The organism is Kineococcus glutinatus (genome assembly GCF_039542765.1).
In the GTDB taxonomy this organism is placed as follows: Bacteria; Actinomycetota; Actinomycetes; order Actinomycetales; family Kineococcaceae; genus Kineococcus_A; species Kineococcus_A glutinatus.
In genome coordinates this window covers 1-1,347 of record NZ_BAABIL010000761.1, presented here as the reverse complement: position 1 = coordinate 1,347, position 1,347 = coordinate 1, and the positions used below count along the sequence as shown (strand labels likewise).

Genomic DNA, 1,347 nt, shown 5'->3' with positions numbered 1-1,347 from the left:
GCCGCCGGCGCCCGCGCCGCCCGCCTCCTCCGCCACGACCCTCCCCACCGCAGCCGCAGCAGCCCCGCGCCCCACCGGCCACCGCGCGCCGGGCGGCGCGGGGTTGTCGGGACCGGCCCCTATGGTGGCGCCTCATGGGCGCACTTCCCCAGCGCACCGGGTCCGCCCGCCCCCCGACGGTGCGTCCCGCGGTGCCCGGTCCCACCCTGCCCGACCCCGCCCCGCACGGCGTCCGGACGGGCACCGGGCAGCCGGTACCGGTGCAGACGAGCATCGAGGACCTGGGCCGCCCGCTGCGCGAGACGACGTTCGTGGTGGTGGACCTGGAGACCACCGGCGGCGCCCCCGCCGACGCCGGCATCACCGAGATCGGCGCCGTCCGGGTCCGCGGCGGGGAGGTGCTCGGGGAGTTCCAGACGCTCGTGGACCCCGGCGCGGCCATCCCGCCGTTCGTCGCGCTGCTCACGGGCATCACCGACGCGATGGTGGCCGGTGCGCCGCGGCTGCCGCAGGTGCTGCCCAGCTTCCTGGAGTTCGCGCGCGGCGCCGTCCTGGTGGCGCACAACGCGCCCTACGACACCTCCTTCCTCAAGGCCGGCTGCGCGCGGGCGGGGCTGGCGTGGCCGGCGCCGGAGGTCGTCGACACCGTCCGGCTGGCGCGCCTGCTCGTCGGCCGGGACGAGGCGCCCGACCGCAAGCTGGGCACGCTGGCCCGCCTCTTCGGCGCCACCACGTCACCGGACCACCGGGCGCTGTCGGACGCGCGGGCCACCGTGGACGTGCTGCACGCGCTGCTGGGCCGGCTGGGCACGCTCGGTGTGCAGACGCTGGAGGACCTGTCCACCTTCACCTCCCGCGTCTCCCCGGCCCGCCGCGCCAAGCGGCACCTCGCCCTGGGGCTGCCCGCCGCACCCGGCGTGTACCTCTTCCGCGACGGCGCCGACCGGGTGCTCTACGTGGGCACCTCCCGGGACCTGCGCACGCGGGTGCGCTCGTACTTCACCGCCTCGGAGACCCGCCCGCGCATCACCGAGATGGTGCGGCTGGCGGCCTCGGTGACGCCGGTGGTGTGCACCACGCCGCTGGAGGCGGAGGTCCGCGAGCTGCGGATGATCGCCGAGCACGACCCGCCCTACAACCGGCGCTCGCGGCGGCCCGAGCGCGCCCCGTGGGTGAAGCTCACCGCGGACGCGTGGCCGCGGCTGTCCGTGGTGCGCCGGGTGCGCGACGACGACGCCCCGGGTGCCGCCTACCTGGGGCCCTTCCCCGGTCCGCGCGCCGCCGAGCTCGCGGTGGCGGCGCTGCACGAGGCCTTCCCGCTGCGGCGGTGCACCCGCCGCATCCCGC

1 protein-coding gene is annotated in these 1,347 nt (G+C 78.1%); it reads left to right on the top strand.

The window, feature by feature from the left end:
• Nucleotides 1-134 precede the first annotated feature (134 nt).
• On the top strand, nucleotides 135-1,347 hold a 1,213-nt coding region (locus ABEB16_RS21075; protein ID WP_425560282.1), incomplete at its 3' end, for a DEDD exonuclease domain-containing protein.